22 protein-coding genes and 4 pseudogenes are annotated in these 26,512 nt (G+C 56.9%); 11 read left to right on the top strand and 15 right to left on the bottom strand.

Annotated elements, in window-relative coordinates; all coding sequences use genetic code 11:
• Window positions 1-6: 6 nt before the first annotated feature.
• The 4 genes from P6287_RS00130 (at window position 7) to P6287_RS00115 (ending at window position 4,768) form a co-directional block, all read left to right on the top strand.
• Window positions 7-951, top strand: coding sequence for a sugar kinase (locus P6287_RS00130; protein ID WP_277974953.1), 945 nt, complete (start codon window positions 7-9; stop codon window positions 949-951).
• 179 nt (window positions 952-1,130) lie between these two features.
• Window positions 1,131-2,414: an MFS transporter gene (locus tag P6287_RS00125; protein ID WP_101763879.1), complete on the top strand. Its 1,284-nt coding sequence runs from the start codon at window positions 1,131-1,133 to the stop codon at window positions 2,412-2,414.
• Between the two features lie 50 nt (window positions 2,415-2,464).
• On the top strand, window positions 2,465-3,439 hold the full coding sequence (gene ghrB, locus P6287_RS00120) for a glyoxylate/hydroxypyruvate reductase GhrB (RefSeq protein WP_192236811.1): 975 nt from the start codon (window positions 2,465-2,467) through the stop codon (window positions 3,437-3,439).
• An 81-nt stretch (window positions 3,440-3,520) separates the two neighbouring features.
• Window positions 3,521-4,768, top strand: coding sequence for a valine--pyruvate transaminase (locus P6287_RS00115; RefSeq protein WP_277974317.1), 1,248 nt, complete (start codon window positions 3,521-3,523; stop codon window positions 4,766-4,768).
• 72 nt (window positions 4,769-4,840) lie between these two features.
• On the opposite strand, the gene P6287_RS00110 is transcribed toward P6287_RS00115, so the two are convergent.
• Window positions 4,841-6,274 (bottom strand): PLP-dependent aminotransferase family protein, encoded by a 1,434-nt coding sequence (locus P6287_RS00110; protein ID WP_277974316.1) that lies wholly within the window; start codon window positions 6,272-6,274, stop codon window positions 4,841-4,843.
• A gap of 195 nt (window positions 6,275-6,469) precedes the next feature.
• Here P6287_RS00110 and P6287_RS00105 point away from each other — a divergent pair, with 195 nt between their 5' ends.
• From P6287_RS00105 to P6287_RS00080, 6 genes are read left to right on the top strand one after another with little or no spacing between them, the layout of a single operon-like run.
• Entirely contained in the window at window positions 6,470-7,936 is a 1,467-nt protein-coding gene (locus tag P6287_RS00105; RefSeq protein ID WP_277974315.1) for a hypothetical protein, read from the top strand.
• 17 nt (window positions 7,937-7,953) lie between these two features.
• A complete protein-coding gene (locus P6287_RS00100) occupies window positions 7,954-9,231 on the top strand; it encodes an ATP-grasp domain-containing protein (protein ID WP_277974314.1) in 1,278 nt (425 codons plus the stop codon).
• Window positions 9,219-9,926, top strand: a complete 708-nt coding sequence (locus P6287_RS00095) for a class II glutamine amidotransferase (RefSeq protein WP_110868247.1) — start codon at window positions 9,219-9,221, stop codon at window positions 9,924-9,926. Before P6287_RS00100 ends, P6287_RS00095 begins: the two co-directional genes overlap by 13 nt.
• Window positions 9,927-9,931: 5 nt before the next feature.
• Window positions 9,932-10,732 (top strand): hypothetical protein, encoded by an 801-nt coding sequence (locus P6287_RS00090; protein ID WP_101763936.1) that lies wholly within the window; start codon window positions 9,932-9,934, stop codon window positions 10,730-10,732.
• Window positions 10,733-10,759: 27 nt separating this feature from the next.
• Complete coding sequence (locus P6287_RS00085) at window positions 10,760-11,260, top strand: YbaK/EbsC family protein (protein WP_101763886.1); 501 nt, start codon at window positions 10,760-10,762, stop codon at window positions 11,258-11,260.
• A gap of 21 nt (window positions 11,261-11,281) precedes the next feature.
• Window positions 11,282-12,187: an EamA family transporter gene (locus P6287_RS00080; RefSeq protein ID WP_110868246.1), complete on the top strand. Its 906-nt coding sequence runs from the start codon at window positions 11,282-11,284 to the stop codon at window positions 12,185-12,187.
• A gap of 46 nt (window positions 12,188-12,233) precedes the next feature.
• Here P6287_RS00080 and ibpA read toward each other — a convergent pair whose 3' ends face one another.
• The gene (ibpA, locus tag P6287_RS00075) at window positions 12,234-12,647 is read right to left on the bottom strand and encodes a small heat shock chaperone IbpA (RefSeq protein WP_101763888.1); all 414 of its coding nucleotides are present in this window, start codon (window positions 12,645-12,647) and stop codon (window positions 12,234-12,236) included.
• A 286-nt stretch (window positions 12,648-12,933) separates the two neighbouring features.
• On the opposite strand from ibpA, the gene P6287_RS00070 reads away from it, so the two are divergent.
• Window positions 12,934-13,293 (top strand): YceK/YidQ family lipoprotein, encoded by a 360-nt coding sequence (locus tag P6287_RS00070; protein ID WP_309836757.1) that lies wholly within the window; start codon window positions 12,934-12,936, stop codon window positions 13,291-13,293.
• Here P6287_RS00070 and P6287_RS00065 read toward each other — a convergent pair.
• The 13 genes and pseudogenes from P6287_RS00065 to dnaA form a co-directional block, all read right to left on the bottom strand.
• Window positions 13,271-14,533 carry a DUF3748 domain-containing protein gene (locus P6287_RS00065; RefSeq protein ID WP_277974312.1) on the bottom strand — a complete coding sequence of 421 codons (1,263 nt, stop codon included), beginning with the start codon at window positions 14,531-14,533 and terminating at the stop codon, window positions 13,271-13,273. The two genes, P6287_RS00070 and P6287_RS00065, sit on opposite strands and share 23 nt — an antisense overlap.
• A gap of 145 nt (window positions 14,534-14,678) precedes the next feature.
• A complete protein-coding gene (locus P6287_RS00060) occupies window positions 14,679-15,974 on the bottom strand; it encodes an MFS transporter (RefSeq protein ID WP_277974311.1) in 1,296 nt (431 codons plus the stop codon).
• Window positions 15,975-16,281: 307 nt separating this feature from the next.
• Window positions 16,282-17,430: a galactonate dehydratase gene (gene dgoD, locus P6287_RS00055; RefSeq protein WP_007893527.1), complete on the bottom strand. Its 1,149-nt coding sequence runs from the start codon at window positions 17,428-17,430 to the stop codon at window positions 16,282-16,284.
• Window positions 17,427-18,044 (bottom strand): 2-dehydro-3-deoxy-6-phosphogalactonate aldolase, encoded by a 618-nt coding sequence (locus tag P6287_RS00050; RefSeq protein ID WP_061719996.1) that lies wholly within the window; start codon window positions 18,042-18,044, stop codon window positions 17,427-17,429. Before P6287_RS00050 ends, dgoD begins: the two co-directional genes overlap by 4 nt.
• Entirely contained in the window at window positions 18,028-18,906 is an 879-nt protein-coding gene (locus P6287_RS00045) for a 2-dehydro-3-deoxygalactonokinase (protein ID WP_277974310.1), read from the bottom strand. Before P6287_RS00045 ends, P6287_RS00050 begins: the two co-directional genes overlap by 17 nt.
• Window positions 18,903-19,601, bottom strand: a complete 699-nt coding sequence (locus tag P6287_RS00040) for a FadR/GntR family transcriptional regulator (protein ID WP_101763893.1) — start codon at window positions 19,599-19,601, stop codon at window positions 18,903-18,905. The genes P6287_RS00045 and P6287_RS00040 overlap by 4 nt, the downstream gene beginning before the upstream one ends.
• Window positions 19,602-19,861: 260 nt before the next feature.
• Window positions 19,862-20,671 (bottom strand): sugar-phosphatase, encoded by an 810-nt coding sequence (yidA, locus tag P6287_RS00035; RefSeq protein ID WP_110868242.1) that lies wholly within the window; start codon window positions 20,669-20,671, stop codon window positions 19,862-19,864.
• 10 nt (window positions 20,672-20,681) lie between these two features.
• A pseudogene (gene gyrB, locus P6287_RS00030) lies at window positions 20,682-23,101 on the bottom strand (DNA topoisomerase (ATP-hydrolyzing) subunit B).
• Between the two features lie 39 nt (window positions 23,102-23,140).
• Window positions 23,141-24,229, bottom strand: a pseudogene (recF, locus tag P6287_RS00025) (DNA replication/repair protein RecF); the annotation flags it as partial.
• Between the two features lie 145 nt (window positions 24,230-24,374).
• Window positions 24,375-24,551 carry a hypothetical protein gene (locus P6287_RS00020; RefSeq protein WP_277974952.1) on the bottom strand — a complete coding sequence of 59 codons (177 nt, stop codon included), beginning with the start codon at window positions 24,549-24,551 and terminating at the stop codon, window positions 24,375-24,377.
• Window positions 24,517-24,678: a hypothetical protein gene (locus P6287_RS00015; protein ID WP_277974309.1), complete on the bottom strand. Its 162-nt coding sequence runs from the start codon at window positions 24,676-24,678 to the stop codon at window positions 24,517-24,519. Before P6287_RS00015 ends, P6287_RS00020 begins: the two co-directional genes overlap by 35 nt.
• Window positions 24,656-25,432 (bottom strand): annotated as a pseudogene (gene dnaN / locus P6287_RS00010) (DNA polymerase III subunit beta). The gene P6287_RS00015 and the pseudogene dnaN overlap by 23 nt, the downstream one beginning before the upstream one ends.
• 52 nt (window positions 25,433-25,484) lie before the next feature.
• Window positions 25,485-26,512: pseudogene (gene dnaA / locus P6287_RS00005) on the bottom strand (chromosomal replication initiator protein DnaA); the annotation flags it as partial.

The raw sequence follows: 26,512 nt of genomic DNA, 5'->3' as shown, positions 1-26,512 counted from the left end.
CCGATGATGACGCAAAAAACGCTGGATGTGGTGACGATTGGTGAAGCGATGGCGATGTTTATCGCCCAGCAAACCGGCGATCTCGCCGCAGCAGAAGGCTTCGTCAAACGCATTGCTGGGGCCGAACTCAACGTGGCGATTGGCCTGGCGCGCCTCGGTTTGCAGGTCGGTTGGGTGAGCCGCGTCGGCGACGACAGCTTTGGTCGCTTCACGCTGCAACAGCTGGAAAAAGAGGGCGTCGATCACCGCTGCGTCACCACGGACACGCGCTATCGCACCGGCTTCCAGCTCAAATCCCGCGTCGATGACGGCTCCGATCCGGAAGTCGAATATTTCCGCAAAGGCTCCGCCGCCAGCCATCTGTCGCCCGACGATTTCAACGACGACTACTTTGGCAGCGCGCGCCATCTGCATCTGAGCGGCGTGGCGGCGGCAATCTCTGACAGCTCGCTTGCCCTGGCGCAACACGCGGCAAAAGAGATGCGCGCGCGGGGCAAAACCATCTCCTTCGATCCTAATCTGCGTCCGGTGTTATGGCGCAGCGAAGAGGAGATGCGCAAGCAACTCAATCATCTGGCGGAATACGCCGATTGGGTGCTGCCGGGCGAGAAAGAGGGTTTGATTCTCACCGGCTACCGCCAGCCGGAAGCCATCGCCGATTTCTACCTCGATAAAGGGGTGAAAGCGGTGGTGATCAAAACCGGTGGCGACGGCGCCTGGTACAAAACCGCCGACGGCCAGCAAGGCCAGGTCGCACCAATTCGCGTCGAGAATGTGGTCGATACCGTGGGTGCCGGCGACGGCTTTGCGGTTGGGCTGATCAGCGCTTTGCTTGAAGGCAAATCCCTGCCGCAGGCGATTCTGCGCGGTAATAAGATCGGTTCGCTGGCGATTCAGGTCGCTGGCGACAGTGAAGGCCTGCCGACGCGCGCGGCATTGGGCGATTACTGATAACAGCATAATCCCGTAGCGGCGCGATGCATCGCGCGCTTTTCGCAGCGGCTTCGCTGCCAGAAGCGCAATAAATTGCGCCGCTACGGGTCCGTACGAAACCAAATAGCTGTACCCACTACAACAATATCGCGAGACGCATCCACTGAATGCGTCCACCTCAACCAGAGGAGTCACCCATGAAATCGCAGACAATCGCGCCAAAACGCTGGTGGTTTATCATGCCCATCGTGTTTATCACCTACAGTCTGGCGTATCTGGACCGGGCGAACTTCAGCTTCGCCTCTGCCGCAGGGATAAATGACGATCTCGGCATCACCAAAGGCATGTCATCGCTGCTGGGCGCCCTGTTCTTCCTCGGCTACTTCTTCTTCCAGATCCCCGGCGCGCTGTACGCCGAACGTCGCAGCGTGAAGAAGCTGATTTTCTGGTGCCTGATTTTATGGGGCGGCTGCGCCTCGCTGACCGGCGTGGTCAGCAACATTCCGATGCTGGCGGCGATCCGCTTTGTACTTGGCGTGGTGGAAGCGGCGGTGATGCCAGCGATGCTGATCTATATCAGCAACTGGTTTACCAAATCCGAACGTTCGCGCGCCAATACCTTCCTGATCCTCGGTAATCCGGTGACGGTGCTGTGGATGTCGGTGGTTTCTGGCTATCTGATTGAGTCCTTTGGCTGGCGCGAGATGTTTATCATTGAAGGCATCCCGGCAGTGATCTGGGCGGTGGCCTGGTGGTTCCTGGTGCAGGACAAACCTGCCCAGGCCAAATGGATGAGCGAAAGCGAGAAAGCCGCGCTGCAGGCGCAGCTGCAAAAAGAGCAGGAAGGGATTAAAGCGGTACGTAACTACGGTGAAGCGTTCCGTAATCGCAACGTGATCCTGCTGTGCCTGCAATATTTTGCCTGGAGCATCGGCGTGTACGGTTTTGTGCTGTGGCTGCCGTCCATTCTGCGTAATGGTTCGCAGATGGGCATGGTGGAAGCCGGTTGGCTGTCTGCGGTGCCTTATCTGGTGGCGACCATTGCGATGATCGTGGTGTCGTGGGCGTCAGATAAAACCCAGAACCGTAAACTGTTTGTCTGGCCGCTGCTGCTGATTGGCGCGCTGGCGTTCCTCGGTTCGTATCTGGTGGGTTCCAGCAACTTCTGGCTGTCGTATACGCTGCTGGTGATTGCCGGTGGGGCGATGTATGCGCCTTATGGTCCGTTCTTCGCCATCATTCCTGAGATGTTGCCGCGCAACGTCGCCGGTGGTGCGATGGCATTAATCAACAGCATGGGCGCACTGGGTTCCTTCGTCGGATCGTGGATTGTAGGCTATCTTAATGGCGCGACCGGTTCGCCTGCCGCCTCCTACATTTTCATGGGTGCTGCGCTGCTGGCTTCGGTTTGGCTGACGTTGATCGTCAAACCAGCCCAGAACAAAACGCCGCCGCCCGTTCACGGGGCGAAGCACGCGTAATCGATTCGGGAGGCCTTAACGCCTCCCCTACATTTTAAAGGGAGCAAAAGATGAAACCTGCTGTGATTCTTTATAAGAGCCTGCCAGATGACCTGCGCACCAAACTGGATGCCCATTTCACCGTCACTGAAGTGCACGACATTTCCCCGGAAACTATCGAAAAACACGCGGCGCAGTTCGAACAGGCGCAAGGTTTGCTCGGCTCTGGCGGCAAAGTGGATGGCGAGTTGCTGGCTAAAATGCCCGCGCTGCGCGCCTGCTCCACCGTGTCGGTGGGTTACGATAACTTCAACGTTGATGCGCTGAATCAACGCAAAGTGCTGCTGATGCACACACCAACCGTGTTGACCGAGACTGTCGCTGATACCATGATGGCGCTGGTTCTGAGCACCGCGCGTCGCGTGACCGAGCTGGATAAGTGGGTCAAAAACGGCGAGTGGAAAAAGAGCATCGGACCGGATCATTTCGGCATTGATGTGCACCACAAAACTCTCGGCATTCTCGGTATGGGCCGCATCGGCCTGGCGCTGGCGCAGCGTGCGCACTTTGGCTTCGGCATGAACATTCTCTACAACGCGCGTCGTCAGCATGAAGAGGCGGAAACCCGCTTTGGTGCGCGAGCCTGCGATCTGGAAACCTTGCTGAAAGAGAGTGATTTTGTCTGCATCAGCCTGCCGCTGACCGAACAGACGCACCATATGATTGGCGCGGCGCAGCTCAAGTTGATGAAGCCAAGCGCAATTCTGATCAACGCCGGTCGCGGTCCGGTGGTGGATGAGCAGGCGCTGACGGCGGCGCTGAAAGACGGCACTATCCACGCCGCCGGTCTGGATGTGTTCGAAGTTGAGCCGGTGCCTGCCGATGCCGAAATTTTGACGCTGCCGAACGTGGTCGCGCTGCCGCACATCGGTTCCGCCACCCATGAAACCCGTTACGGCATGGCGCGCGACGCGGTCGATAACCTGATCGCCGCCCTGAGCGGCAAAGTCGAGAAAAACTGCGTTAACCCGCAGATCCAAGGCTAAGCTTGCCGTTTACCCATTGCGCCTGCCAGCGGCGGGCGCTATGGTGGTTCCCCATTCGATTTCACAACGTTTTAACTTCCTATGTCCTTTTCTCAGTTCGGCGACAAATTTACTCAACACTCCGGCATCTCACGTCTGATGGAAGACATGGGTGAAGGCCTGCGCACGCCCGGCACCATCATGCTTGGCGGCGGTAATCCGGCGCAGATCCCGGCGATGAATGACTATTTCAACCAGTTGCTGATGCAGATGCATCAGGACGGCAAGCTGAGCGAAGCGCTGTGCAACTACGATGGTCCGCGCGGCAAAGCGCTGCTGCTGGATGCGCTGGCGAAGATGCTGCGTGAGGAACTTGGCTGGCCATTAACCGCGCAAAACATCGCGCTGACCAACGGCAGCCAGAGTGCGTTTTTCTATCTCTTCAACTTGTTCGCCGGACGTCGCGCCGACGGCAGCAAAAAGCGCGTGCTGTTCCCGCTGGCACCGGAATATCTCGGCTACGCCGATGCCGGCCTGGAAGAGGATCTGTTTGTCTCCGCCAAGCCAAACATTGAGCTGCTGCCGGAAGGCCAGTTCAAATATCACGTTGATTTCGACCATTTGCCGCTGAATGACGATGTCGGCCTGATCTGCGTTTCGCGCCCGACCAACCCAACCGGCAACGTGATCACCGATGATGAACTGCTGCAGCTGGATGCGCTGGCGCAGCAGCACGGCGTACCGCTGCTGATTGATAACGCGTACGGCGTGCCGTTCCCCGGCATCATCTTTAGCGAAGCGCGCCCGCTGTGGAATCCCAATACCATTCTGTGCATGAGCCTGTCGAAACTTGGCCTGCCCGGCGCACGTTGCGGCATTATCGTCGCCGATGAGAGCACTATCACCGCCATTGGCAACATGAACGGCATTATTAGTTTGGCGCCGGGCAGCATCGGCCCAGCGATTGCTAATGAGATGATCGTACGCGGCGATTTGCTGCGGCTGTCGCAAGAGGTGATTAAGCCGTTCTATCAGGCCAAAGTCAGCGAGACGATTGCGATTCTTCGCCGCTATTTGCCGGAAGATCGCTGCCTGATTCATAAACCCGAAGGCGCGATTTTCCTCTGGCTGTGGTTCCGCGATCTGCCGATCAGCACCGAAACGCTGTATCAGCGCCTGAAAGCGCGCGGCGTGCTGATGGTGCCCGGCCACTTCTTCTTCCCCGGTTTGGAGCACGAATGGCCGCACACCCATCAATGCATGCGCATGAACTATGTGCCGGATGCAGAGAAGATTGAGCGCGCGGTGCAGATATTGGCGGAAGAGCTGGAAGCCGCGTTTAAGAATTAAAGCTTCAAAATCGCGCGATGAATCGCGCCGCTACGATTGTGTGCACATTCCGTAGCGGCGCACTCTATTGCGCTATCCCTGCGTTATAGATAGCTGGCACCACTGCGCCAGCTGCTGAATCGCCTGCTCCACTTCGGTATTCCAGCCAAAACCGGCATTGAGTCGAAAACAGTGATCGTAGCGGTGATCGGTAGCGAAAATATGGCCCGGCGCGATACCGATACCCGCGTTGCGCGCCTTCAGAAACAGCGCGCGCACATTCAGCGCGCCGATCGGCATTTCCACCCATAACACATAGCCGCCTTCAGGATCAGACACCCGCGTGCCCGGCGGGAAGTAGCGCAGCACCGCCTGACGCATATGCTGAATTTGATTCTTTAATTCGCGCCGTAGCTTACGCAGATGCGCATCATAGCCGCCGCTGCGCAGCAGTTCGGCAATCGCTGCTTGCGACAACACCGACGTGCCCATGCTGGTGGTGTATTTCAGCGAGGCGATTTTGCGCATGTAGTTGCTGCTGTGCACCCAGCCAATGCGAATGCCCGGCGCAACCGTTTTCGAGAAGCCGCTGCACAAAATAGCGTTCGGGCTGAAGGCACGCATTGGAAACGGACGACGCTCGCCAAACGCGGTATCACCAAAGATATCATCCTCAATGATCACCACATCGTTCTCGTCGGCCTGACGCGCGATATAGGCTTTCTGCTCGTTGGGAATGCTTTTGCCGAGCGGATTATTGATGTTGTTGATGGTGAGATACGCCTGCACCGCTTTGCGCTGGAACAGTGAAGTGAGTTTCTCCACATTGACGTAACCTTCCGGCCCCGCTTCCACCTCAATCACCCGTAGATTGAGGTTATGCAGCATCTGCAGCAACACGAAATAGCACGGCGATTCCACCGCAACGATATCGCCGGGCCGCGTGGTGGCGCGCAGCGCCAGCGAAATCGCTTCGATGCAGCCGTTGGTGATCAGGATGTCATCCGCATTGATATTGCAGCCATAATCCACCGCGCGGCGTGCAATTTCATTTTTCAGCGGCGCATAACCGGTGCCTTTTACGGTATTCCCCAGCAGCGCCGGTTTGCTGTAACCCATCTGGCGCATCAGCAAACCAATCTTCTTCACCGGATAGAGTGAGAGGTCGCCGTTGGCCAGATCCAGCCGCACGCGGCAGTCTGAACCGAGCATCGCCAGATGCAGCTCGGTCTGCTCGTCGAGCGGCGCCACTTCGCGCGCTTGCTCGTTGATGACCGTGGTAAAGGTTTTATTAACAGGCCGCGGTGCGACAAAAAAACCGGACTTGGGACGCGCCACCGCATAGTGCTCATCCTCAAGCGTGCGTAATGTTTTCAGCGCGGTGGTCATGCTGACGCTGTACTGCGTCGCCAACGTGCGCACCGACGGTAAACGGCTGTCGGGCGGCAGCGAGCCGCTGTGAATGGCTTGTTTTATCTGCTCTGCGATTTGACGGTAACGACTGCCCTGTTCCGTTTCACCCGCCATCTGTTCCACCCTATTTCGTCCGGATCTGTGCGTTTTCACCAGATTACATTCAAAGTACTTTAGGCTGCATTAGTTAATTGATAACCCGCGCAATCGTCTTTAAGGCATTCATTCCGTAGCACCTTCGTGGCCCATTTCCCGTCTGATGCCGCCAGCACGGCAGCAGCGACTTTTTAGCCAAAGGATGAAGTGAAAATGAATAATCTGTCCACCCTGATGCGAGAGATTAGTGGATATCTCACCCCCACGATTATTGATTCCGCGCAACACTGTTCACGCCGTTTACTCGCCGCGCTCCCGGATGCCACTCACCCGGAGAATAACCGCGTGCTGCTGGCCTACGGCGGCGGCAAAGACAGCAGCTATATGGTGGCGTACGTGCGCTACATTCAGGGGCTGATCTGGCAGCAACATGGCAGCACCTTTCAGCTGCGCATTAGCACCAACCGCCATGCGGCAATGAACGACAGCGTAATGGACAATATCGATCGCGTGTATCGCGCGTTGCACATCCACGATGATGACTTTACCGAATGTCTGGTGACTGACGGCCTGCAAATCCGCCACTTCGATCGCCATTTACCGATGCCAGACAGCGTGCGCCAGCAGAATCGCAACGATGTGCTGATGAATGGCCATCGCTTCCGCGCCGATGCGCGCTCGACGTTTTGTAACGCCTGTAATCTCAGCATGGTGAACTCGTTTGGCCTGGCGGCGCATTACGACGGCGGCGTTGATGTGATCATCACCGGCGATTCGCCGCAGGAACAAACCGCTTATCTGGCGTGGGCGCGCCATCTTTCGCGGCTGTTTGCTGCGCCGGTGGCGGATAAGTCGCGCGGCTTTAGCGGCTTCCTGCAAACGCTGGATGGCGTGGCCGAGCGCTATTTCGCCGATATCTACGGTGCCGATCAGGTGACGCCCGCGCACCGCATTACCTGGCAGCTGGAACGCGATCCGCTGTTCTTCAATATCTATCAGGACACCGCCTATGAAGCGGGCGCGCACTGGGCGCTGCTGACTGAATTTATGCATTTCCGCTTTGATGAACTGATGTTCAGCTTCTCCGAATCGGACTGCGGGAACCCGACGTTAATGGCACATATTCGCGGTCTGCGTGCGGAGACGCTGTTGCAGCGCAGCTACGCCGAAGGCATTCGCGAATATGTGCGCTTTGCGCTCGGGCTGATGGTGAAAAAAGATTTCCCGCCGCAGCTGATTGATGAGATGGCGGCACGTTATCAGGACGATGAAGCGATTAAGCGCGCCCGCCAGCGCGCCGCGCAGTTCGCCGAACAGGCATTTGGCCTCAATGAAACCCAACTGGTTTGCATGATCTATTCGCCGTTTATCGCCGAAGGCAATCAGCTGAAAAGCTGGCTGCAGCAGCTAGTCGATGCGCCGGACGAAGCGGCGGTGCGCGCCTTGCTGCGCGGCGAGAGCGACGACCTGGGGCTGGCGCAGCAGCTGGAGCAACGCTCTGGTTTGACCGTGGCGCAGATGCGTCACTGCTGGCGTAGCAAGCAGGTGAGTTCACTGCTGGACGAACAGCGCGGCGATGCGCTTTCGCGCGTGCTGCGTTTTGACCCGCACAAAGCAGTGATTCAGGTGAATAACGGGGTCATGCACGACGTCGTCACTGAAGTGATCTCCGGGCGTTAACCCGGTAAGGCAACGCGATGAGAAAGATTTTCCTGCAGATTGGTGCCACCCGCGACGGACAAAATCCTTACTGCGCGGTGGCCAAACGCGACGGCTACTTTACCGTGCTGGCGGAGATGGGCGATTTCGTCGATTACCAATCGCTGAGCATCCCGTTGCCGTTCGATCTGATTGTGCGGCTCGATCGCCCGGAAAATCCGTGGGATGTACTGCAAGCCTGTTTGCATGCCGGGTTGATGGAGCATCCTCACGTGGTGCTGGCGGGCTTTGAAGCTTACAACGCCAGCGCCGGTCGCGTACGCGAACTGCTGGCGGGGCCCGACGCCGGTGCCAGCTTTATTCCGCCGGATAAGTACGCGCAGCGTATGGCGTTGCGCAAAGCCTGGCAGCGCTTTCCGCAGCCGGAGTTTCGCTTTTTTGCCTCGCCGCTCAGCATTCGGGATGCGCGAGACGCGTTGCTCTATCCCTGCGTGATCAAGCCGGTTGACGGCGGCGGCGGTCTTGGCGTCTGGCTGGTGAAACAGGCCAGCCAGCTTGATGCGGTGATCGGCAAGCTGGTTGATACCATGAATTACGGCGGGCGCGGCTTCAGCGGTTTTATCGTCGAGAGCTGGCTGGCGGGCGATGAGTATTCGCTGCAAGGCGTGGTGGCGAACGGCCATGCGGTGGCGCTGACCTGCTGCCAAAAGGTGATCGAACACCATAGCGATGCCGACGGCTGCGTCAGTTTTTACGAATCCGGCCATGTGGCGGTCGCCGCGCAGCAACTGCCCGCCAGCTTTAGCAGCCTGATGAGCTTCTGCTGTGAAACCTTCGGCTATCGTCAGGGCGCATTTCACATCGACTTCATTTTGGTCAACGGCGAACCGCATTTCCTTGAAATGGGCTTCCGCCTTTCCGGCATGGGCGTGGTGAATCTGGTGCAGGAAGTCACCGGCATCAACTGGGCGGAAGTGGCGTTCCACATCGAAGCCGGTCACGGCATGCCGCCGCTGCATTTTCCGGCGCAGCCGCAGGCAGTGGGCCGCGTGCGTTTGCGTCAGCGCCTGCAGTATGACGCAGCTGAGCGCTGGATCGCACAGCACCAGCGCGGTCAGCTGTTGCCGCCGCTCAATCTGCCCGCGCTAGCAGTTTCGCCACGCTCTTCGCTGTATGCCGATTTAACCCGCCACGCCGGCATTCTCGCCACCTTGAGCCTCGCAGCGACCAGCCGCGACGACATTTTGGCGGTGTTCCATCAGATCCTTGAGGCCTCATCGCTCACCACTCGGAGAGATTTACTATGTGCAGAATGATTGTGGCGCACGGCCAATTCGATGCCGCCGCAGTGCTGGACGCCGCGCGTGCCATGAGCTGCGGCGAAACCGCCACGCACGAAGGTCCGATTAAACAGCATCCCAACGGTTGGGGCTGTTTATGGCTGGAGCAAGGGCACATTCGCACGCTGCACGGCACCGGCACGTTCGCCGATGCGCTGCCGACCATTGATGTTGATCGCCTGCGCGGCCGCTTTCTGGCGGTGCATGTGCGCCACGCCACGCTGAGCAAAAATCACGGTATCGAATTTTCCCATCCGCTGTGGCGCACCAGCGGCGACACGCAGTGGTACATGATGCATAACGGTTTTTTGCCCACCGTTTATCAGCAATTGGGCATGGCGGAGTCGCGTTTCGATTCCGCCGAGTATCTCGAATATATGGTGGATCGCGCCACGCCCGCCGATTTCACCCGCGATTATCTGCGCGACAAGATGGCGCAGGTCGCGCCGGGCGGCAGTTCGGCCAACGCCATTTTTGTCACCCGCGATAAAGCCTGGGCGTGGCAATGGCATCCCGACGACACGCCCTATCCCAACTATTTCACGCTGCACCGCTTACAGAAAAACGACACCACTTTCATCTCTTCTGAACCTATTTCAGCACTGGGCACGGCGTCTGAATGGCGTCGTATGAACAACCATGAACTTCATGAATTTCCAATTGGGGAGTGATCAACATGGCGATTTTCAATCAGATCCGCGTTATTCATCCAAACATGTTTGTGGAGAGCACCTGGCTGGATGACATCGTGACGGCGCGCGTGCCGCTGCTGGTGTTACGTAACTTCCTCAAGCCGGACGTGCGCGCAGCGGTGGTGGAGGATTTGCAGCAGTGCCGCGAACAGGTGCGGGTATCGCACTATCCAAACGGCGCGCTGACCACGCTCGGCCCTTATCTGGCGAAGCACACCGCCGCGCCGGAAAACTACTTCACCGAGCTGCGCGATATTCAGGCGGCGCTGCCGTCGTCGCTGCACTGCCTGCGCGATCAGATCTATAACTGGGTGCAGCACGCGCTGCGCCTGGAAAGCCTGCAAACCGCTAATGAGCCCGAGCTGGGCGATTACGCCGGTTCGATTGTGCGCTTCCACGCTGACGGCGTCGCCAATCCCCTGCATAACGACAACATCGTGCGCGATGCTGCCGGCAGCGGATTGGCGGTGACCCGCATCTTGCACCAGCTGAGTTGCGTGGTTTGTTTGCAGGAGTGCAACGCCGGCGGCGCGCTGCGCATCTTCAATAAGAAGTGGCAGCCGGTGGATGAATGGTACAAAACGCCGGGCGAACTGGGTTATCAAACCGGCGTCATCGAGCACAGCGAGGTGTGCGAGTTCTCACCGCGCAGTGGCGATATCTATCTGTTTAACCCGGCGTTTTATCACGAAATTGATCGCGTGGAAGGCGACACGCGCATCACCATGGGCTTCTTCTTTGGCCTGACCGACAAAAAAATGAAACACGCCATCGCCTGGAGTTAACGCCAGGTTTTCGACGAGGAGACGAACATGAATACCTATGAAAAAGTAGCGGCCCTGCTGGATCACCATCAGGCGCGTTATCGCGTGGTGGAGCATGAAGCCATCGGCCAGACTGACCTGATTAGCGAGATTCGCGGTAACGATCTCAATCAGGCGGCCAAAGCGATGGTGCTGGAAGTGACGATGCCGGATGGCGCGGATGCGCGCTATCTGCTGGCGATTGTGCCGGGCGACTGCAAGATCAACTTCAAGAGCGCCGCACGCGCCATTGGCGGCAAGAAGTCGAGCTTTGCGGCGCCAGAGAAAGCGCAGGAGTTAACCCAGTGCGTAATGGGCGCGGTGCCGCCGTTTAGTTTTGATGACCGGCTAGCGCTGCGCGTCGATGTGCGCCTGCGCGATGTCGGCACGCTGTGGTTTAACGCCGGGGCACTGGATCGCTCCGTGGCTTTACAGGTGGATGATTTCTTTAAGGTTGTCGGTGATGAATGTTGTGCCGAGATCGCAACACCGGTGACGGCAACCGCCTGATCGCGGCAGTAAGGACTGTGTATGTCAGTGAAAGATATGTTGTTAGCCCTGCTGGTTGTGGTGGCGTGGGGCGTGAATTTTGTGGTGATTAAGCTGGGCCTGCAGGATATGCCGCCTTTTTTACTGGCGGGATTGCGGTTTAGCCTGGTGGCGTTTCCGGCAATCTTGTTTGTGAAGCGTCCGGCGATTCCGCTGCGCTGGCTGATCGTCTACGGCATGACCATCAGCTTTGGCCAGTTCGCCTTTCTGTTCCTCGCGATCAAGCTGGGCATGCCGGCAGGATTGGCGTCGCTGGTGTTACAGGCGCAGGCCTTCTTCACGCTGCTGTTGGGGGCGCTGTTCCTGGCGGAGAAGTTACGCTGGAATCATATCGTCGGCATTTTGGTGGCGACGCTCGGCATGTTTATGCTGGCAACCGCAGGCATGGCAGGCCAAACCACAGCGGGCATTACGCTCACTACCATGATGCTGACGCTGGCTGCGGCGCTGTCGTGGGGCCTCGGCAATATCACCAACAAAATCATTTTGCGTAACCGCAAAGTGCCGGTGATGTCGCTGGTGGTGTGGAGTGCGCTGGTACCGATCGTGCCGTTCTTTGCCTGCTCATGGCTGTTCGATGGCGAAGCGGCGATTATCACCAGCCTGCTGCACATTTCACTGCAAACGGTGTTGGCGCTGATCTATCTCGCCTTTATCGCCACCATTGTCGGCTACGCGATATGGGGTAATTTGCTGAGCCGCTATGAAACCTGGCGCGTGGCACCGCTGTCGCTGCTGGTGCCGGTGGTGGGGATTCTCAGTGCGGCGCTGATCCTCGGTGAAACCTTGTCGATTCAGCAGATGATCGGCGTTTCAGTGATCATCCTCGGCCTGCTGGTGAATGTGTTTGGCGGCATGGTCAGTCAGCGATTATTGGTGCGCACCTAAACAAAAACGCCGCTTTTCAGCGGCGTTTTTTTAACTCACATCCTGATTACAGAATTTCGATACGACGCGGTTTCGCCTCTTCCGGGACAATGCGAATCAGATCGATGCTCAGCAGACCATTTTCCAGACGCGCATCGCGCACCGTGATGTGATCGGCCAGCTGGAATTTGCGTTCGAAGTTGCGCTCGGCAATACCCTGATACAGGTATTTACGCTCCGGCTGCTCTTCAGGATGTGCGCCGCGCACCACCAGCACGTTGTCATGCGAGGTGATATCTAACTCGCTCTGGGCAAAGCCCGCCACGGCAATGGTGATACGGTAGAAATTCTCATCCACCAGCTCAACGTTATACGGAGGGTAGCCACCATTGGCCTGGTTTTGGTTGGACTCAAGCAGGTTAAACAGGCGATCGAAACCAATGGCAGAGCGATAAAGTGGGGTGAGATCAAAGTTACGCATAATAAGACTCCTGATATTCAGCAAGTTTAGGCAACCTTCCACCATGGACAGGTTGTGCAGTCCGTTGCTGTCCCTTCCGGCAACAGCAACAAGACCGTTCCTTAAAAGTGGGTGCAGCCTGGTCGCTTTCAAGGGCTGATGCGTATTTTTTTACAGCAAATCTGACGATATGACATACACTCAGGGGACCAATCGCCTGAGATCCAAGACGCAGCCACAGAGCTTTGCTTAACGTCAGGTGACACACTCCAGCCAGGGCCATGCCATGACTGAAGGGATGATGATGATGAATATGATGAAACGCTTTCCACTCACAGCTGTGCTGGTTTGCAGTACCTTTGTTACTTCAGGTTGCTCCAGCGTTATGTCTCACACTGGCGCCAGTCAGGGCTACTATCCCGGCACGCGCGCCAGCGCAGAGATGATCACTGACGACAACACCAGCTGGGCGATCAAGCCGCTGGCGCTGATCGATCTCCCGTTCTCAGCGGTGATGGACACCGTGCTGCTGCCGTGGGATTACTTCCGTTCTGGCGACGATAAAAGTAAGGATTCGATTCACGAGCGCGTGATGCAGAGCGAAAAAATGGCCGGCACGCAAGCCAGCCTGGCGACCGCCGCGTCTATGCCCGCGCAGCCGCACTGACGCAAAACAGCTGCCGCCAGCCGTCCACTTCCCGCATATAAGCGATCTTTTCTCCATCCGGCGACCAGACCACTGCATCACCGGATGGCGCATGATCGCTGCGTGGCGTTAAGCGCGTACAGGCTCCCGTCGCCATTTCACAGCGCATCACACTGTTATCACAGATAAAGCATATCGCGCCGCCTTGTGGATGCCAGCTAAAGGCCGACTGAATGCTACTCGCCAGCTGCGTCACCTGGCGTGGCAGGCCGCCATTCGGTGAAACCGTCCACAGCTGAATCACGCCCTGTTCGTCCGCCAGCAAAAAGGCGATGGCGCTGCCATCCGCGGAGGCGCGCAGCCAGTGGCGCGGTTGCAGCGCCAGGCCGTGAGTATGCGTGATGCGTCGCTGCTGCACGCCAGCCGGCGGCGCAGGCAATTTATCCGCCGTGCCCTGTAAGGGCGAAGCGCCCGCTTTGGCGTAATCGGCTAACGCGGCGGGCAGATCCACCACAAACACTTCCGGCACTTTGTCGCCGTTGGCGGCGCGCGTATCGCCGATAAAGGCGATAGCCCAGCGCTGCCAGCTGCCATCCGTTTTCTGATAGCCTTGATTCCCGATCCAGCACTCTTCATAGGCGCGGTCAATCTGGTCGCTGCCCGACTGTGGATCGCGCTGCGTCTGGCTGACCAGCACGCAATAATGGCTGCCCTCATATTCACGCGGATGCTGTTTAGGCGGACACACCGGATGCAGCGGCACGGCCACGCCGACGTTACGCAGGTCTTCGCCGGCATCCTTTTCATGCATCACATGATCGTTGTAGGTAAAGCTCAGGCGCGAACCATCCGGGCTGAAGACGTGGACATGCGAGCCACCGCGCAGCGCGCCAGGCGTGTAAGGCGCGGTGATATCGCAGGCATCGAGGTTCTCGGCGATGCCTTGCTGCACGATCACGCCGCGTCGGTGATGAAAATCGTAGCGCCAGTGCGCATCCGGATGTTCCGGACCATGAATGCAAACGTAACGCGGCGGCAAATCCGGACTGACGGTGACCACGCCAACGTGCGCACCATCGCGAGCCTGATACAACACTTCAACGGCACCGCTCGCCACGTTGACGCGCTCGATAGTCAGGCTGGTAAAAGAGGCGCCGGAAGGTCGCACATCAAATGCCAGCCACTGGCTGTCGCCGGTCCAGACGTTGATGTTGGTAAGTTGATGATGACGCGCGGCAAAGGTGATTTGTTTTTCTGACATGAGGCAACCTTCCATCTAACAGTTGCCGGATAAATTACGTGATTCTGCAGTGAGAAGCAGCAATTTCGCCGCGGTTGATTGCGCAATGAACGGCGCCGCTACGGATTGTGCCCGTATTTGTAGCGGCGCGATTCATCGCGCGAATTTATTCACCTACGCGTTTTACATCACCGACCAGCAGGATGTAGGAGAGCGCGCCAATCAGCGCCACCGCCGAGATATACACCAGCGCTGGTGCAAAGCCGTAGTCCTGCGCCAGATAACCCACCACCAGCGGCACGGTGATGCCACCCAGGCCGCCAACAAAGTTGAACATGCCGCCGGTCAAACCAATCAGGCGCACCGGTGCCAGCGAGGAGACCAGCGACCAGGTAATTGAGGCGAAGCCGTTACCGAAGAAGGCGATCGCCATCAGCGTCATAATCCATATCGGATCGTTGGTGTAGTTCGCGCCCATGATGCAGGTGGAGATCAGCAGACCGCAGATGATCGGCGTTTTGCGCGCAAAGCCCAGCGAACGGCCATTGCGCACCAGACGATCGGCGACGATACCCGAGAGAATCACGCCAACGAATGCCGCGAGGAAGGGCACGGTGGTCATGAAGCCCGCGGTGAGCGCCGCGATGTGTTTTTCCTGCGTCAGATAGTTCGGGAACCAGGTCAGGAAGAACCACAGCGTGGATGTGACGGCGAACTGGCCAAGATAGACGCCGCACAGCTTGCGGTGGAACACCAGTTTCCAGTCGGCGGCGGTAAGTTTGGTGCGGGCTTTCTTTTCGCTCGGCGCATCGCCATCCACCATCGCGCCACCTTCACGGATGTAATCCAGCTCGGCTTTATTGATGCCTTTGCTCTGGCTGGGTGCCTGATAGAACTTAATCCAGATGAACGACCAGATGATGCCGATGCCGCCGGTAATAATAAATACCCAATGCCAGCTCAGCAGTTCCTGAATCCAGATCAGCAAGGGCGTGAGGAACGCCAGACCAACAAACTGACCGGACGTGTAGAAGCCGACGGCGGAAGCGCGCTCCTGCTCCGGGAACCAGCTGGTCACCAGCCGGTTATTGGTCGGGAAAGCCGGCGCTTCAAATATGCCGGTAATCGCACGCAGACCAATTAATGATAATAAGCCGGTGGCAAAACCCTGCAATAACGTCGCAACCGACCAGCCAAAGATGGCAATAAAATAGGTTAAGCGTGAACCCACGCGATCAAGGAACCAGCCGCCGGGAATCTGGCATAACGTATATAACCAGGCGAAGGCCGAAAATACATAACCCATTTGCGCTTTAGTAATACCGAACTCTTCCTGAATATGCGCGGAAGCGACGGCTAAATTAGCGCGATCGACATAACAAATGACCACCGTAATAAATATCATCAGCAGCGTGATATAACGACGGCGCGTCGGTTTGGCGTGAACAGCAGAGAGATCCATGGTGTTTCTCCGTAATCGGTTTTGCCGTTTGGGCACGAAAGAGCACGCCCCGGCAAATGTAGGGTAGCGATATCAAAGGTAAAACCGCGTCAGCGGTAAATAAGCTGTGCCGGGAAACAGGCTGAACGCAGCCCTATGCCTTATTTCACCGGCATATAATTATCGAGATTTAATAAAATTTAATACCCTAAAGAATTCGAGTTGCAGAAAGGCGGCAAGCGAATGAATCCCACGGAGCTTACACTAGTAAGTGACTGGGGTGAATGAGCGCAGCCAACGCATCTGCAGCTTGAATTATGACGGGTATTTACCATTCAGCGACTGAACCGTCCGGGAATCGCCATAATGGATTACGCCAGTCAGGTGCATTTTTACTGCGCTCGATCACCAGCTCTTCGTTAATTTCCACGCCGAGGCCCGGTTTATTTAACGGATAGAAATGACCATCATCCATTTTGAAATCGTCTTTATTGATCACATAATCGAGCAGTTCAGCGCCCTGATTATAGTGAATGCCCATGCTCTGTTCCTGGAACACCGCATTGCGTGACACGAAGTCAACGTGCAGGCACGCAGCCAGCGCAATTGGGCCGAGCGGACAGTGAGGCGCCAGCGCCACATCGTAAGATTCGGCCATCGCGGCAATTTTGTAGCACTCGGTGATACCGCCCGCGTGTGACAGATCCGGTTGCAGAATCGCCAGTCCACCCGCTTCCAGCACGCGTTTGAACTCGAAGCGCGAGAACATGCGTTCGCCAGCGGCGATCGGAATATGAGTCTGCGCCGCCAGACGCGGATAATATTCCGCCTGCTCCGCCAGCACCGGCTCTTCGATAAACAGCGGGCGATACGGCTCCAGCTCTTTGATCAGCACTTTTGCCATTGGCGCGCTGACGCGGCCGTGGAAATCGAGGCCAAATTCAATCTCTTTACCGAAGGCTTCACGAATTTGCGCTACGGTATTCACCGCGTCATCGACTTTGCGCGCGTTATCGATAATGCCCATCTCTTCGCAGCCGTTGAGTTTGAAGGTATCAAAACCGATGGTGCGCAGTTTCTTAATGCCGTCAATCACGTCGGCCGGACGATCGCCGCCCACCCAGCTGTAAGCTTTAATGCTGTCACGCACTAATCCGCCAAGCAGTTGATAAACCGGCACGCCGAGCGCTTTGCCTTTGATATCCCACAACGCCTGATCGATACCGGCGATGGCGCTCATCAGGATCGGGCCGCCGCGATAGAAGCCGCCGCGATACATCACCTGCCATAAGTCGTTGATGCGCGCCGGATCCTGACCAATCAGGTATTCCGACAGCTCATGCACCGCCGCTTCCACGCTGCGCGCGCGGCCTTCAATCACCGGTTCGCCCCAGCCAACGATGCCTTCGTCAGTTTCGATTTTCAGGAACATCCAGCGCGGCGGCAGGCGGTAAGTGGTCAGTTTGGTAATTTTCATCGTACAGCGTCCTTATATGCAGCAATAAATGCGCGAGCTTGTTCCACAGTGCGTGACAGCGGTTGACCGGCGCGATAGAGATCGCTGCCTAAGCCCGCGCCAATGCAGCCTGCGGCCATAAATTCATGCAGGTTTTCCGGCGTCACGCCGCCCACGGCAAACACCGGCACCTCTGGCGGCAGCACCGCTTTCAGCGCTTTGATGTAGCCCGGACCAAAGGCTGACGATGGGAAAATTTTCAGCGCCTGCGCACCGGCCTGTAAGGCGGTGAACGCTTCTGTCGCGGTAGCGCAACCGGCGGCAACGATCATCCCTTTGGCGACCGCCTGGCGGATCACCGCAGCATCGGTATTCGGCGTGACGACCAATTTGCTGTTCAGCGTCGCCAGCTCATCAACCTGCGCCGGATTCAGCACCGTACCGGCGCCAATCAGCGCTTTATCGCCGAAGGTTTTCACCATCGCGCCGATGCTTTTCGCCCACTCCGGCGAGTTGAGCGGGATTTCAATCGCATCGAAACCCGCTTCAATCAGCGCGCCAACGTGCGCTTCGGCTTCATCCGGCGTGATGCCGCGCAGAATGGCGATCAGCGGGACTTTAGTTTGCCAGGACATTCGCAATACTCCTTATTCCGTGCTGGAAAGCACGATCGCCTTCCAGCGTGACTGAATCCATGCCGATAAACTGCAGCGCCTGCTGATAACGTTGCGCCAGCGCACTACCGGCAATAATGGTGATCGGTTGGCTTGCGGCGTCGGCCTGTTGCGTCATCAGCGCCACTTCGTGACCAATCAGCAAGCCTGAAAGAAAGTCGCTAATATGGCGGCGATCGCGCGCGCCGAGTACGTGTGAAGCACGCACTTCAAACAGGCGCGAGAGAATCGAGGCATCGTTGCTGCCTACTTGCACACCTGCGCGGAAAGCCGCCGCGTTCTCTTGCTGTTCGGGTAAACCTGCGCCAACCAGCGACTGTTTGAGCAGCAGATGATGCAGTTCGCCGGTCATCACGGTGCGGAAATCCAGCACGCGATCCTGTTCCATCTGCACCCATTTGGCGTGCGTGCCTGGCATCACATAGAGCGGCGCAGGCTGCAGTTCCAGCGCGCCAAGCAGCTGCGTCTCTTCACCGCGCATCACGTTGTAATTGTCGGCACGTTCGACGCTCAATCCCGGCACGATCCACGCTTTATCCTCGACGCGCGTCAGGCGGCTAGCGATGTCACCCAGCGCCACTGGACACGATAGATAGGGCACCGACCGCCAGCCGGCATTGCTGCCTACCATGCCCGCCATCACCACCGGCACGTCATTGACTGGCCAACCTGCGGTGACGCTGGCAAACACTTCGGCTGGCGTGCGATCGCCCAGGCGCGTGACGCCGGCTTCCGAACGACGCTCATCGATGCAAACGCCGGCTTGATAATGCCAGGCGCGCAGGTTAGTTGAGCCCCAATCAATCGCGATATAGCTGGTCACATAATCTCCTTGAGTCGCGCCGTTGAGCTGGCAATCATTGCTTTCGCCGCCTGCTCGGCAGCATCGCCATCCTGATGACGAATGGCATCAAACAGCGCTTTATGTTCGGCGAGCGTACGCGGCATGTTGCCTTCGTCCGCCATGTAGGTTTGCGCGAACACCGCTTTTTGCAGCTGGCTGATCGCCACGTTGAGCTGCTGCAGCACCGGATTGTGTACCGAATTCAGCACCGCTTCGTGATAGCGGATATCCGCTTCATTAAAGGCATCACGATTGAGATGGTTGGCCACCATGTCGTTGTACGCCAGTTCAATCGCAGCCAGATCGCTTGAGGTGGCGCGCTCGGCAGACCAGCGTGCAATCTGCGGCTCGACCAGCACACGCACTTCGTTCATGGCGGCAATCAGACGCGGGTCCTGATCGTGCGCCAGCGCCCACTGCAATACGTCGCTATCCAGATAGTTCCAGTGATTGCGCGGCGTGACGAACGCGCCGCGATAGCGTTTCATCTCCATCAAGCGCTTCGCCATCAGCGAGCGAAACACTTCGCGGATGATATTGCGCGAGGTGCCGAAGCGTTCACACAGCTCAGCTTCCGCGGGTAACGCCGCGCCCGGCACAAACTTGCCGGCCACAATCTCTTCACCCAGCGTCAGGATGATGCGCTCTGTTTTGCTTAGTTGTTCTTGCGTCATGATGTTCCATTCAGTGAAAGGCAGGTACGCATCAGATTACTGCTTTCGCCTGGCGAAGCCTAACGGCCGCCCTGACCTGCGTTGTCGATTGTAGTACCATTAATCAAAGTTGTACTACAATGTGGATCACAAAATAGACAAGTCATGTGTCATAACGCGATAAGGTCGCCATAAATGGCGACCTTATGAAGGCTTGGTGAGATTTGAAGTGTCGCCATGCATGGCGACCTAAAAACAGCGTGACGAGGAATAACGAGGGTTTACAGCACCAGCTCTTCAATGGCGTGCGCTACGCCGTGTTCCATGTTGGTTTTGGTAATGAACTGCGCGATTTTCTTCACGGAATCAATCGCATTGCCCATTGCTACGCCGGTTCCTGCATACTCAATCATCGCCAGATCGTTTTCCTGATCGCCAATCGCCATCACCTCTTCACGCGCCAGGCCGAGCTTCTCAGCCAGCATTTTCACGCCTTGCCCTTTATTCACGCGGGCATCGAGGATTTCGAGATAATAAGGTGCGCTTTTGAGGATGGTGTAGTTGTCACGCGCCTGCTGCGGCAAGCGCTGAATGGCAGAATCCAGCAGATCGGGCTTATCGATCATCATCAGCTTAGGGAAACGCGTGGCGCGATCCATCTCTTCCACAGAACGATAGCGCACCGGAATGCCGGTCAGGCTCGCTTCGTGGATGGTGAACTCACTGATGTCTTTGTTCGGCGTATAGAGGAAAGATTTATCGAAGGCCTGGAAGTGGACACCAAGATCGCGCGCCAGCTGTTCGATATACAGATAGTCGTCGAAACCCAAGGTGATTTCCGCGACGCACTCGCCATCATTAGCGCGATGCACCAGCGCACCGTTATAGCTGATGCAATATTGGCCTTCATCAACCAGATTCAGCTCCATCAGATAGCGCTGAATACCGACAAACGGACGGCCGGTGGTGAGCACCACCATCACACCTTTTTTATGCGCGCGTTCAATGGCCGATTTAACGGCAGGCGTGATCTCGTGCTGCGGATTGAGCAGCGTACCGTCCATATCGATTGCAACCAGTTTTATAGCCATAACGTCCTCATTAGATATCGATGTTCGCGGCTTTCAGCGCGTTCTCTTCGATGAAGGCACGACGTGGTTCAACCGCATCGCCCATCAGGTGGTGAACAGCTGGTCCGCTGCAATCGCGTCCTTTTACGGTAACGCGCAACATGCGGCGGCTCTCGGGATCCATGGTGGTTTCCCACAGCTGCTCCGGGTTCATTTCACCCAGACCTTTATAACGCTGAATGGAGACAGCCACGACGCGACTCTTTCACCAGCCAATCCAGCGCCTGCTCGAAGCTGGCAACCGGCTGACGGCGTTCGCCACGCTCGATAAAGGCATCTTCTTCGATCAGACCGCGCAGCTTCTCGCCCAGCGTACAGATTTTGCGGTATTCCGCACCATCACAAATTCATGATCCAGTGGGTAGTCGGTATCCACACCGTGGTACGCACACGGATCACCGGCTCGAACTGATTCTGCTCATGTTGGCGCGTTCATGGGCCAATTCCACTGCTGCTACCGTGCTGCTCGTTCTCAGTCAGATCGGTCACTAAAGGGTCGATCACCCAACGGGTCACGGCTTGCTCGCTGCTGAGGTCGGCTTCGGACAGCGTCGGCTGATAGACCAGCGCTTTCAGCAGCGTGCGTAGGGAAACGGCGCTCCATACGGCCAATCATCTTCTGGTAGCGTTGTACTCAGAGACCAGACGTTTCCAGCGGTTCACCCGCCAGCGCCGGGGCGCTGGCGTTGGTGTGCAGCGTTGCGCCGTCGAGGGCGATGGAAATCTGATACTGATCCATCGCTTCGTCGTCTTTAATATACTGTTCTTGCTTGCCTTTCTTCACTTTGTACAGTGGCGGCTGCGCAATATAGACGTGACCACGTTCGACGATTTCTGGCATCTGACGGTAGAAGAAGGTCAATAGCAGCGTACGAATGTGCGAGCCGTCGACGTCCGCATCGGTCATGATGATGATGCTGTGATAACGCAGTTTGTCCGGATTGTATTCGTCACGACCGATACCACAGCCCAGCGCGGTGATCAGCGTGGCTACTTCCTGCGAAGCGAGCATCTTGTCGAAACGCGCTTTCTCCACGTTCAGGATTTTACCCTTCAGCGGCAGAATCGCCTGATTCTTACGGTTACGACCCTGTTTGGCTGATCCGCCTGCAGAGTCCCCTTCCACCAGGTACAGTTTCAGACAGCGCCGGATCGCGCTCCTGACAGTCGGCCAGTTTGCCCGGCAGACCGGCCAAATCCAGCGCGCCTTTGCGGCGCGTCATTTCACGAGCTCGACGGGCAGCTTCACGCGCACGCGCTGCATCGATAATTTTGCCGACCACGATTTTCGCGTCAGACGGATTTTCCAGCAGGTATTCCGCCAGCAGTTCGTTCATCTGCTGCTCAACCGCCGATTTCACCTCTGAAGAGACCAGCTTATCTTTGGTCTGAGAAGAGAATTTCGGATCCGGCACTTTCACGGAAACCACCGCAATCAGGCCTTCACGCGCATCGTCACCGGTCGCACTGACTTTGGCTTTTTTGCTGTAGCCCTCTTTATCCATGTAGGCATTCAGCGTACGCGTCATTGCCGCACGGAAGCCCGCCAGGTGCGTACCGCCGTCGCGCTGTGGAATGTTATTGGTGAAGCAGTAGATGTTTTCCTGGAAACCATCGTTCCACTGCAGCGCCACTTCCACGCCAATGCCATCTTTCTCCGTCGAGAAGTAGAACACCGTTGGGTGAATCGGGGTTTTGTTCTTGTTGAGATACTCTACGAACGCCTTGATGCCACCTTCGTAGTGGAAGTGGTCTTCTTTGCCGTCGCGCTTGTCGCGCAGGCGAATAGAAACGCCAGAGTTCAGGAACACAGCTCGCGCAGGCGTTTGGCGAGGATTTCGTATTCAAACTCGGTGACGTTGGTGAAGGTTTCATGGCTTGGCCAGAAACGGACCTGAGTCCCGGTTACGTCAGTTTCACCGGTAACCGCCAGCGGAGCCTGCGGTACGCCGTGCACGTAGGTTTGCTGATGCACTTTGCCTTCGCGACGGATCAGCAGTTCCAGCTTCTGCGACAGGGCGTTTACCACAGAGACACCCACGCCATGCAGACCGCCGATACTTTATAGGAGTTATCATCGAACTTACCGCCTGCGTGCAGGACGGTCATGATAACTTCCGCTGCAGATACGCCCTCTTCCGGGTGGATACCGGTCGGGATGCCACGGCCATCATCGGTTACGGAGACGGAGTTGTCGGCGTGGATCGTCACCACGATGTCTTTACAGTGACCGGCGAGCGCTTCGTCGATAGCGTTATCCACAACTTCGAATACCATGTGATGCAGACCGGTGCCGTCATCCGTGTCGCCGATATACATACCCGGGCGCTTACGCACCGCATCAAGCCCTTTCAGGACTTTGATACTGGAGGAGTCATAAGAATTCGACATCAACGTTTCTCGCTCATTTATTCTTGGTTTAATCCGTTTTTTACCCTTTTCCACGGTGAACATCTTCGAATTTTTGTCCGACATGTCCATTACGTGTTCAGCGCTAATCGCACTGACGAAAACTTGTGACTGCGTGGCTTTTAAGCGGCTGGCAAGCAGTCCGCGCCGCGCGTCGTCAAGCTCTGAGGCAAAATCATCAATCAAATACAAACAGCGTTGTCCCACTGCTCACGCGTCAGGTAAAAACTCACCCTGCGCCAGCGCAGCGCGCACATCAGGAGTTTTAGCTGCCCGCGTGATAAGGTGTCTTCTACCGGCGCACCGTCGGCACGAATGCGGAAAATCCGCCTTGTGCGGGCCGTGTGCGTGTGAGGTCAACATGCGATCGCGCTCGAAGCTTCGCTCCAGCACCTCGGCATAGTCGGTCTCTTTCTCCCAGCCGCGCTGGAAGGAGAAGCTTCAAGAGAAACTCGGGTAAAAACTGTTTGCAGGTATCTGCCATGATGATCTGCGCGATCCCGCCGCGCTGTACTCGGCGCGCCAGCGCGCTGATCTGCTCGCCAGTGGGATCAGCTCTTTGTCCCAGGGACGCAGTTGGCTGCATAGCGCGTTACCTGGCGTAGCGCGGCATTGCGCTGCTTGAGCAGCCGTTTAAGGTTGCTCCAGGCGGTAAAAAAGCCTGCTTCGTTATGGAAGCATCCCCAGTCGATGAAGGCTCTTCTGTATTTTGGGGCCGCCGTTGAGTAAAGTAAACCCCTCGGGGTGATCAGCTGCATCGGCATCATCAGCTGCGCCAACTTTTCGGCGACTTTGTGCCCGTCGGTGCCGTCGATGCGCACCTTGCTGTCGCCATGCTTGTCTTTGGTCAGACCGATAGACGTTTCGTGATCCTGCCCTGCAAACGCCCATGTAAAATGAACGCGTCCTGCTCGTGGCGAATGACGCGGCCAATCTGCAAACTGCGAAATGCCCGACCATGCCCCAGCGTGTATAGATGGCTTCCAGGACGCTGGTTTTGCCGCTGCCGTTGGCGCCAACCAGGAAATTAAAGCCGGGAGATAAAGCAAGATCCGCGCTTTCGATATTGCGAAAATCTTTAATTAAAAGGCGCGTCAGTGATAAACATATCTGGGTTTTACTTCGGGCCAGGCGTAATCGGCGCGCAGCCAGTTTTAACGCGGCTGCGCACAGACCCTGAAGCGTACACGAGTACGTGACAGGGGCGAGCACAGCCCAGGTTGAAAGTGGCAAGTAAGATAGCCCGATATTTTTACTACAGTCGCATTGGCATAACAACATAGGCTGCCGACTGTGATGCAGCATCTTCAATCTGTACACTCGACACGGAATCCGTCAGCAGAAAACGCACGTTTTCGCACTTCAGTGCGTTCAGCACATCCAGCACGTAGCTGACGTTAAAGCCGATTTCCCATTTCGGTGCCCGCCGCATAGGTGACATCGAGGATCTCTTCGGCTTCTTCCTGCTCCGGGTTGTTAGCCGTAATCTTCAGCTGGTTTTCGCTGACATACAGGCGCACGCCGCGGAACTTCTCGTTAGAGAGGATCGCCGCACGCAAAGGCCTGCTTGAGGATATCGCAGCCCGCTTCCAGCGTTTTGTCCGGGTTCTTCGGCAATACGCGGCGATAGTCCGGGAAGCGGCCATCCACCAACTTAGAGGTGAAGATAAAGTCACCGACATGCGCGCGAATGTTGTTGCTGCCAATCTGCACGCGCAGCGGGGTTTCGCCGCCGTCGAGCATACGCATCAGCTCAATCACGCCTTTACGCGGCACGATCACCGAATGGTTTTTTCGGCAAGCTCACGCCAATCGGCATAGAGCAGACCGCCAGGCGGTGGCCGTCGGTGCGACGGTACGCAGCTCTTCACCTTCGGTTTCGAACAGCATGCCGTTTAAGTAGTAGCGAACGTCCTGATGCGCCATCGAGAACTGGGTGGCTTCAATCAGGCGCTTCATGGTTGCCTGCGGCAGGGTGAATTCGACTTCGCTCTGCCAGTCATCGAGGTTCGGGAAGTCGATAGCCGGGAGCGTGGAGAGCGAGAAACGGCTGCGGCCGGAGCGCACCAACATGCGATCGCCTTCCAGCTGCACGGCAATCTCTGCCCCTTCAGGCAGGCCACGGCAGATATCAAAGAACTTACGCGCTGGAACAGTGGTAGCGCCCGCTTCGTGAGGCTGAGAAAGCGTCACGCGTGCGACCATTTCCATTCGAGATCGGTGCCGGTCAGCGACAGCGTGCCGTCTGCGACCTGTAGCAGCAGGTTTTCCGAGAATAGGCAGCGTCGGGCGGCCGCCTAAGGGGCCACTCACCTGTTGCAGCGGTTTTCATAAGTGTTCACGTTCAACGGTAAATTTCATAGCGTCACGAAGATAATGTTCTGATTAAATTGGAGAAGTCTTCTTTTATGTCGTGGCTTTCTTCACGCAGCTGCTCGATTTTACGACAGGCGTGCAGCACGGTGGTATGGTCACGGCCACCAAAGGCATCACCGATTTCCGGCAGGCTGTGGTTGGTGAGTTCCTTTGCCAGCGCCATCGCCATCTGACGCGGTCGCGCCACCGAGCGGGATCGACGTTTGACAGCAAATCCGCCACTTTAATTTTGTAGTACTCCGCCACCGTTTTCTGAATATTGTCGATGGTGACCAGTTTTTCCTGCAATGCCAGCAGATCGCGCAGCGCTTCACGCACGAAATCGATGGTGATCGCGCGCCGTCCGGTGAAGTTGGCATTGGCGATGACGCGGTTCAGTGCGCCTTCCAGCTCACGAACGTTGGAACGCAGACGCTTGGCAATAAAGAACGCCACCTCACCCGGCAGACGAATGTCGTTTTCGTCGGCCTTTTTCATCAGGATCGCCACGCGAGTTTCCAGTTCCGGCGGCTCGATCGCCACGGTCAGGCCCCAGCCGAAACGGGATTTCAGACGATCCTCAACCCGTTGATCTCTTTTGGATAACGATCCGAGGTCAAAATGATCTGCTGATTGCCTTCCAGCAGGGCATTGAAGGTGTGGAAAAACTCTTCCTGAGATCGTTCTTTATTAGCAAAGAATTGAATGTCATCGATCAGCAGCGCATCAACGGAGCGGTAGTAGCGCTTAAACTCTTCGATCGCGTTGTTTTGCAGGGCTTTAACCATGTCCTGAACGAAACGCTCTCGGAGTGCATATACACGACTTTGGCATTCGGCTTACGCGCCACGATGCCATTGCCAACCGCGTGCAACAGGTGCGTTTTACCCAGACCGGTGCCGCCATAGAGGAACAGCGGGTTATAGGCGCCGCCCGGGTTATCCGCCACCTGACGGGCCGCCGCGCGCGCCAGCTGGTTCGATTTACCTCGACGAAGAAGTTGTCGAAGTTATGACGGTTATTCACATTGGAGCGGTA

Source organism: Pantoea sp. X85, assembly GCF_029623675.1.
Lineage (GTDB): Bacteria > Pseudomonadota > Gammaproteobacteria > Enterobacterales > Enterobacteriaceae > Pantoea > Pantoea leporis.
The sequence above is the reverse complement of the archived record's forward strand: the minus strand, read 5'-3'. Positions and strand labels throughout refer to the sequence as shown.

Bases quoted from the DNA above. Each gene is read 5' to 3' on its own strand.
- P6287_RS00050 (WP_061719996.1), bottom strand. From the start codon at position 18,044: ATGTCCTGGCAAACTAAAGTCCCGCTGATCGCCATTCTGCGCGGCATC.
- P6287_RS00020 (WP_277974952.1), bottom strand. From the start codon at position 24,551: ATGCGGCGGGCACCGAAATGGGAAATCGGCTTTAACGTCAGCTACGTG.
- P6287_RS00080 (WP_110868246.1), top strand. From the start codon at position 11,282: ATGTCAGTGAAAGATATGTTGTTAGCCCTGCTGGTTGTGGTGGCGTGG.
- P6287_RS00060 (WP_277974311.1), bottom strand. From the start codon at position 15,974: ATGGATCTCTCTGCTGTTCACGCCAAACCGACGCGCCGTCGTTATATC.
- P6287_RS00085 (WP_101763886.1), top strand. From the start codon at position 10,760: ATGAATACCTATGAAAAAGTAGCGGCCCTGCTGGATCACCATCAGGCG.
- P6287_RS00090 (WP_101763936.1), top strand. From the start codon at position 9,932: ATGGCGATTTTCAATCAGATCCGCGTTATTCATCCAAACATGTTTGTG.
- P6287_RS00115 (WP_277974317.1), top strand. From the start codon at position 3,521: ATGTCCTTTTCTCAGTTCGGCGACAAATTTACTCAACACTCCGGCATC.
- P6287_RS00125 (WP_101763879.1), top strand. From the start codon at position 1,131: ATGAAATCGCAGACAATCGCGCCAAAACGCTGGTGGTTTATCATGCCC.
- P6287_RS00130 (WP_277974953.1), top strand. From the start codon at position 7: ATGACGCAAAAAACGCTGGATGTGGTGACGATTGGTGAAGCGATGGCG.
- P6287_RS00100 (WP_277974314.1), top strand. From the start codon at position 7,954: ATGAGAAAGATTTTCCTGCAGATTGGTGCCACCCGCGACGGACAAAAT.
- P6287_RS00065 (WP_277974312.1), bottom strand. From the start codon at position 14,533: ATGTCAGAAAAACAAATCACCTTTGCCGCGCGTCATCATCAACTTACC.
- P6287_RS00070 (WP_309836757.1), top strand. From the start codon at position 12,934: ATGAATATGATGAAACGCTTTCCACTCACAGCTGTGCTGGTTTGCAGT.
- P6287_RS00110 (WP_277974316.1), bottom strand. From the start codon at position 6,274: ATGGCGGGTGAAACGGAACAGGGCAGTCGTTACCGTCAAATCGCAGAG.
- ibpA (WP_101763888.1), bottom strand. From the start codon at position 12,647: ATGCGTAACTTTGATCTCACCCCACTTTATCGCTCTGCCATTGGTTTC.
- ghrB (WP_192236811.1), top strand. From the start codon at position 2,465: ATGAAACCTGCTGTGATTCTTTATAAGAGCCTGCCAGATGACCTGCGC.
- dgoD (WP_007893527.1), bottom strand. From the start codon at position 17,430: ATGAAAATTACCAAACTGACCACTTACCGCCTGCCGCCGCGCTGGATG.
- yidA (WP_110868242.1), bottom strand. From the start codon at position 20,671: ATGGCTATAAAACTGGTTGCAATCGATATGGACGGTACGCTGCTCAAT.
- P6287_RS00105 (WP_277974315.1), top strand. From the start codon at position 6,470: ATGAATAATCTGTCCACCCTGATGCGAGAGATTAGTGGATATCTCACC.
- P6287_RS00040 (WP_101763893.1), bottom strand. From the start codon at position 19,601: ATGACGCAAGAACAACTAAGCAAAACAGAGCGCATCATCCTGACGCTG.
- P6287_RS00095 (WP_110868247.1), top strand. From the start codon at position 9,219: ATGTGCAGAATGATTGTGGCGCACGGCCAATTCGATGCCGCCGCAGTG.